We start from the raw sequence: 6,780 nt of genomic DNA, 5'->3' as shown, positions 1-6,780 counted from the left end.
TCCCCCGTCCCGCTCCCCGAAGACGTCCTCAAACGCCGGACGGGCCGGAACTGCCCGCCCGCCACTCCTCCGCGTACGCGTCGAAGATCGCCCGCAGATGGTGGCCGATCTTCAGGTAGTCCAGGTCGTCCAGGTTGGCCAGCGACACCCGCACCGACCACTGAGGGCCGTCGAAGCCGCCGCCGTTGAGCAGGACCACCGAGGTCTGCTCGGCCAGCCGGAACAGCGGGTCGACCGGCTCGTAGTTCTGCTCCAGGAAGTCGGCGAACGGCTTTCCGTGGACCCGCTCCGCCTCGGCCAGCAGGTCCAGCTCGATGTAGTACGCCGCCCGCTTCGGGTCCTCCGTAACCTTCATGTGCACGCCCTCCAGCAGGAGTTCGAGCCGCTGCCGCACGATCGCCCGGATCCGGTGCTTGTAGGCCTGCCCCTCGTCCAGCATGTCGAACAGCGAGAACAGCGCCATCATCACCTGCTGCGGCAGTGAGAGCCCCGCCGTGTGGTTCAGCGCCACCTGCCGGGAGTCCGCCACCAGCCGGTCGATGAACCGGATCTTCTCCGGCTCCAACGACAGCGTCCCGTAACGCCTGTTGAGCCGGTCCTTCTGCGCCCGGTCCTGCCCCGCCAGCATCGCGTCGATCACGTTGTCGTCGTGCAGCGCGATCACCCCGAGCCGCCAGCCGGTCGCCCCGTAGTGCTTGGAGTAGGAGTAGACGAGGAGCGTGTTGCGCGGCAGGTCGGCGGCGAGCGAGCGGAAGCCCTCCACGAACGTCCCGTACACGTCGTCGGTCACGATGATCAGGTTCGGGTTCTGCTCGCCGACGATGGAGACGATCTGCTCGGAGACCCGGGAAGAGAGCGCCAGCGACGGCGGGTTGCTCGGGTTCACACAGCAGACCAGCTTCACCGAGGGGTCCGCGAGCTTGGCGATCTCCTCCTCCGGGTAGCGCCACTGTCGCACCCCGGTCTCGGTGAACAGGCTCGCCTCCACCCGCACCACGTCGAAGTCGTACGTGTCCAGCTCCGGGATCTCCAGGTACGGGGTGAACACCGGCACCATCAGGGCGATCCGGTCGCCCTTCTCCAGGATCCCGTTCTTCATCAGCGAGTCGAAGATGTAGCACATCGCCGCCGTGCCGCCCTCGGTGGCGAACAGGCTCAGCGTCTGCCCCTCCGGCGGCCGGTGGTCGAACATCTCGTCCGCGACATAGCCGCGCACGATCTCCTCGGTGTGGCGCAGGATCCGGTCCGGCACCGGGTAGTTGTCCCCGATCGAGGAGTCCGCCAGCTCGTGCACGAACGCGTCCCGGTCGAAGCCGAACCGCTTCACCGCCAGGTCCACGCTCGCCTTCAGCAGCTCGATACCCGGCAGCTCCGGGTGCGTACGGACGAAGTGCTCGAAGCGCTCCGCACACCCCGACTGCTCCGGCATGCCGCCCAGGTTGTCGGCCGTCCACACCCGCCGGGACTCCGAGATCGCGAAGTAGCCGAGCGCGTGGTACGCCTCGCGGGGCCCCGTGGCGACCCAGTTCGGGTTGCCGCGGCCCGCGTTCAGCATCGTCCGCGTCGACTGCCCCTTCTGGCCCGGCTGGTCGCTCTGCGCGGCCGTCGCGATCTGGATGAACTTGTCCTTCAGCTCGAAGGGGGAGAGCTGGGCGAACGACCGGATCTCTGCACGGCTGAGGCTGGTCTTGGGCATGGGGTGTCCACTCCGTTACGGGTCAGTGGTTGAGCAGGACGATCACGGCGCCCCACACCGTCAGCAGGACGTTGCCGACGGCGTACGGGATGGTGTAGCCGAGGGTGGGGATCTGGGACTTCGAGGTCTCGTTGACGGCGCCGATGGCCGCCGTGGTGGTCTGGCCGCCCGCCAGGACGCCCATCAGGATCGGGAAGCGGATCCGCTGCACGTGGTGCCCGACCAGGAAGCCCACGATCAGCGGGACGACGGTGGCGACCGCGCCCAGCAGCAGCAGACCCCAGCCGGCCGAGGAGAGGCCGCTGGTGAAACCGGGACCGGCGTTGATGCCGACGACGGCCACGAACAGGCAGAGCCCGAAGGTGTCCATGAACCACTGCGCGCCCGGCGGGACGTTCCCGTACGTCGGGTACTTGCCGCGGATCCAGCCGAAGACCAGCCCCATGATCAGGCCGCCGCCGGAGGTGGACAGCGAGATCGGCACCCCGCCCGCCGTCAGCGCCGGGATGCCGATGCAGCCGCCGAGGAAGATGCCGAGGCCGACCCAGACCATGTCCGTCGCGAAGCTCGTCGGCACGGGCTTGCCGAGCGCCCTCCCCGCCGGGCCGACCAAGCGCTCCGGACCCGTGAGGATCAGCGTGTCGCCGCGCTCCAGCTTCGTGGACAGGCGGTACGGGAAGACGGCCCCCGCCCGGTACAGCTTGTCGATGTACACGCCGACCATGAACGGCTGCCGCCGCACCTCCTCCACGGTCCGGCCGAGCTGCGCCTTCTCCGAGACGACGACGTGCAGCGTCTCGGTGCGGTAGCCGAGCAGCGCGACGTCGTCGGCCTCGGACCCGATGTGCGTACGGGCGTCGAAGTCCACCAGGTCGCCCCGGATCGCGCTGACCGCGACGGTGTCGCCGAGCCGCAGGGTGCGGGACTGGTCGTGCTCCAGCACCGTCCCGCCCCGGCGGATCCCGGTGAGGTACACCCGGCGGCCCAGCGCCTTCTGCTGCTCCTCGAAGTCCGCCACCGAGCGGCCCACCAGATCCGGGCGCTGGACGCTGTACGCGCGCAGGACCACCTCGTAGTAGCCCTCGCCCTCGTCCGGGCTCTCGTCCGGCGCGTCCAGCTCCGCCGCGAGCTCCGCGCTCTCCTTCGCCAGGTCGCGGCGGTAGAGCCGGGGCAGCACGTTGGCCAGGAGCATCGCGCACAGGATCGTGCCCAGCGGATACGTCACCGCGTACCCGACGGCGACCAGGTTCTCCTCGGTCTTCACCTCGTCGGCCGACAGCTCCGGCAGCGTACCGATCGCGTCCTGGGCGACTCCGATCGCCGCCGACTGGGTCAGCGCCCCGCTCATCAGGCCGGCGCCGAGCCCGGGACCGTAACCGAGCAGGTGCGCGAAGAGCCACGACACCAGCAGCCCGGTCACACAGACGACCACGGCGTTGACGACCTGCGGCAGGCCGTCCTTCCGGAGCCCCCGGAAGAACTGCGGGCCCACCCGGTAGCCGAGGGCGAACAGGAACATGATGAAGAAGAGGTTCTTCACCGTGTCGTCGATCTGGACCTTGAACTGGGCCCCGAGCAGCAGACCGGCCACCAGACAGCCCGTCACCGCGCCCAGCGCGATCGCCCGGTAGCGGACCTTCCCGAGCAGGAAGCCGAACGCCACCACGAGGAAGACGAGCAGCTCGGGGTGGGGCTGGAAGATGTTCCGGTTCAGGAAGTCGATCACGTCAGGCCCCCAGTACGCCGACGAGGATGGGCCCGGTCAGCGGCAGCAGGAAGTTGGAGAGCGTGTACGTGATCGTGTAGCCGAGGAGCGGGACCGAGCTCTGGGCCACCTGGGTGATGGAGGTGATCGCCGGGGTCGAGCACTGCTGCCCGGCGATCGCGCCGATAAGCAGCGGCTTCTCGATCTTCAGCAGCTTGGTCCCGACGATCAGCGAGATCGTGGCCGGGACCAGCACCATCGCGATGCCGGCGAACGGCAGCAGCGCCCCGTACTCCTTCAGCAGCGGCCAGGCCTGCGGTCCGGCGGCCAGCCCGGTGCAGGCGATGAAGACGGCCAGGCCCATGTCCTTCAGCGTGCTCGCCGCCTGCGGAGGGAACGCCCCGAACGTCTGGCTGCGGGAGCGGAACCAGCCGAAGAGCAGGCCGGAGACCAGACAGCCGCCGCCGGTGCCGAGCGACATCGGGACGTCTCCGAGCTTGACGACGATCTGGCCGAGCAGGGAGCCCGCCACGATGCCGAAGCCCAGGTAGATGAAGTCGGTGGCGTCGTTCTTCACCACCGCGCCGAGCTTCGTGACGAGCCGGTTCAGCCCGCCCCGCGCGCCGACCAGGGTGAGCACGTCGCCCCGGGCGAGGACGGTCTCCCCGCTGGCGGGCAGGTGCTGGTCGTTGCGGAGCACATCGGTGACGTAGATGCCGTCCTTGCGGAACTCCGGATGGCGCTTCTCCAGCCGGTCGATGGTCGCGCCGACCGTCTCCTTCTCGGTGACGGCGACCTGACTGGTGGCCAGCGGCGCGTCGAGCCCCGGCACGGCCGGCGTCTCCGGGCCGATCTCCCGGCCCGCGTCGATGATCGCCGCCCGCTCCCCGACCACCTGGATCAGGTCGCTGAGCGTCAGCTCCAGACCGGGGGACGGCGTCAGCAGCTTGCTGCCGCGCTTGACCCCCTCGACGGTGATCCGGCCGCCCATGGCGCTCTGAAGATCACCGACGGTCCGCCCGTCCGCCCGCGTCACCAGATACGTGCGACCGACCATCCCCGGCAGCGCCTCGCGCTCGTCGGACTCCAGCCCGGCCTGGCCGCCGCGCATCTTCTCCCACAGCTCGCGGGAGGCGTCCGCCAGGTTGATGCGCAGCAGCATCGGCATGATCTGACTGGTGAAGAGGACGATGGTGATCAGCCCGAACAGGTAGCAGACCGTGTAGGCGGTGGCCACGTGCCCCTGGTACTGGGTGATCTGCTCGGAGGTCAGGTCGCTGAGCTTGCCGATCGCCTCGGTGGCCGTGCCCACGACGGCGGACTCGGTGGCCGCGCCCGCCAGGATCCCGGAGGCGGTGCCCACGTCCAGGTCGAAGGCCTTGGCGAGCCCGAAGGCGATCCCGAGGACGCAGACCACTTCGATCAGGCAGAGCGTGAAGAAGCGCAGGCTCTTGCGGTTGAGGTTGGCGAAGAACTGCGGCCCGGCCATGTAGCCGAGCGAGAAGATGAACAGCGCGAAGAAGACCGTCTTGACGTCGTCGTCGACGCTGACGTTCCGGGTGCCGATCAGCAGCGACACGATCAGGGTGCCGCAGATACCGCCGAGCGTGATCGGGCCGATGCGGAGCTTGCCGACGAGATAGCCGGCCGCGAGGCAGAAGAAGAGGGCCAGTTCGGGATGGTCGCGCAGGACGCCCATCCCGCCTCACTCACCGTGGCTGGTGTCGGCGACCAGGATGCTCAAAAGGTACATAAAGGAGAAATTAACAGGGGTGGGGTGGCCGGGCACCTCACCCGGCCCGGGCTGCCCCCGTTCACCTTTCGACGCAAGAGGCGCCCGAGCGCCCCTCGGTGACGCGCCGGACATCTCTCGGCAACGGAATCGTCTTCAACTCTTGACACCCACCCCCTGGAGGCAGGAACCTTCCGGCAACGATGCATGGGAGCGCTCCCATGCGCCATTGCCGGACCCCCGGAACAAGGAGCAGTGGAATGCGCATCACCCGCAGCGTCGCCCGCCGACGCCCGAGAACCGCCGTAGTGGCCACCACGGGCCTCACGGCCGCCGCCCTCCTCCTCACCGGATGCGGCGGCTCGTCCGACTCGGACAAGGGAGCCGACGCGAACGGCAACATCACCCTGACCGTCGCCGACTTCGGGCAGTTCGGCTACAAGGAGGCCGGGCTCTTCGAGAAGTACCACGAGCTGAACCCGAAGATCACGGTCAAGGAGGACACCACCGCCGAGGAGAAGAACTACTACCCCAAGCTCCTCCAGCAGCTGAACTCCGGCAGCGGCCTCGCCGATGTCCAGGGCATCGAGGTCGGCCGGATCAAGGAGATCGTCGACACCAAGGCGGACTCCTTCGCCGACCTCTCCAAGACCATCGGCGTGGACGAGTGGGTGTCCTGGAAGGCGAAGCAGGCCACCGCGCCCAGCGGTGCGGTCATCGGCGCGGGCACCGACATCGGCCCGATGTCCCTCTGCTACAACCGCGAGCTGTTCGAGAAGGCCGGGCTGCCCACCGACCGCGCCGAGGTCGCGAAGCTGACCGAGGGCGGCTGGGAGGACTTCCTCGCGCTCGGCGAGCAGTACAAGAAGAAGGCCCCGGCCGGCACGTACTTCATGGACTCCGCGAGCGCCATGTTCAACGCCGTCGTCAGCTCCAGCCCCGAGCAGTATTACGACGCGAGCGGCAAGCCCGTCTACAAGGACAGCGCGAGCGTCAAGAAGGGCTGGGAGCTGGCCGCCCAGGCCGCGTCCAAGAAGCTGACGCAGGGCCTGGCCCAGTTCGAGGACCAGTGGCAGGCCGCCCTGCGCAAGAGCACGGTCGCCACCGTCGTCTGCCCCGCCTGGATGGCCGGCCAGATCTCCACGTACGCCGGTGACGCCAACAAGGGCAAGTGGGACATCACCAGCGCCCCCGGCGACACCGCCGCCAACTGGGGCGGCTCCTTCCTCGCCGTCCCCAAGTCCGGGAAGAACGTGGACGAGGCCGCCAAGCTCGTCAAGTGGCTGACCGCCCCCGAGCAGCAGGCCGCCGTCTTCAAGGCGATCGGGGTCTTCCCGTCCAACCAGGGCGCCTACGAGCTGCCCGACGTGAAGAACGCGACCCTGCCGTACTTCAACGACGCCCCCATCGGCCAGATCTACGCCGACGGCGCGAAGTCCATCCCCGAGGCGGTCCTCGGCCCGAAGGACGGCGTGATCAAGGACTCCATCTCCACCCAGATCAACAACATGGAGCAGCGCGGCACCAGCCCCGACGACGCCTGGGACGCGGCCGTGCGGACGATCGACAAGGCCATCGGCTGACCTGGGGCCCATCTCGCCCCCCGGGGCGGGCGGCAGCTGTCCCGTCCGCCCGCCCCGGCCACAC

3 protein-coding genes and 1 pseudogene are annotated in these 6,780 nt (G+C 69.0%); 1 reads left to right on the top strand and 3 read right to left on the bottom strand.

Going from position 1 to position 6,780, the window contains the following annotated elements; genetic code table 11:
- Positions 1–28 precede the first annotated feature (28 nt).
- The 3 genes from JS521_RS32300 to aspT (JS521_RS32290) are packed head-to-tail and all read right to left on the bottom strand — an operon-like array spanning position 29 to position 5,100.
- Positions 29–1,696, bottom strand: a complete 1,668-nt coding sequence (locus JS521_RS32300; protein WP_205086458.1) for a bifunctional aspartate transaminase/aspartate 4-decarboxylase — start codon at positions 1,694–1,696, stop codon at positions 29–31.
- A 22-nt stretch (positions 1,697–1,718) separates the two neighbouring features.
- On the bottom strand, positions 1,719–3,422 hold the full coding sequence (gene aspT / locus JS521_RS32295; RefSeq protein ID WP_205086457.1) for an aspartate-alanine antiporter: 1,704 nt from the start codon (positions 3,420–3,422) through the stop codon (positions 1,719–1,721).
- A 1-nt stretch (position 3,423) separates the two neighbouring features.
- On the bottom strand, positions 3,424–5,100 hold the full coding sequence (gene aspT, locus JS521_RS32290; RefSeq protein WP_205086456.1) for an aspartate-alanine antiporter: 1,677 nt from the start codon (positions 5,098–5,100) through the stop codon (positions 3,424–3,426).
- Between the two features lie 236 nt (positions 5,101–5,336).
- Here aspT (JS521_RS32290) and JS521_RS32285 point away from each other — a divergent pair.
- A pseudogene (locus JS521_RS32285) lies at positions 5,337–6,500 on the top strand (ABC transporter substrate-binding protein); the annotation flags it as partial.
- Positions 6,501–6,780: the final 280 nt, after the last annotated feature.

The sequence above is a fragment of the Streptomyces durocortorensis genome (assembly GCF_016901035.1).
In the GTDB taxonomy this organism is placed as follows: domain Bacteria; phylum Actinomycetota; class Actinomycetes; order Streptomycetales; family Streptomycetaceae; genus Streptomyces; species Streptomyces durocortorensis.
This window is presented reverse-complemented; position numbering and strand designations above follow the sequence as displayed.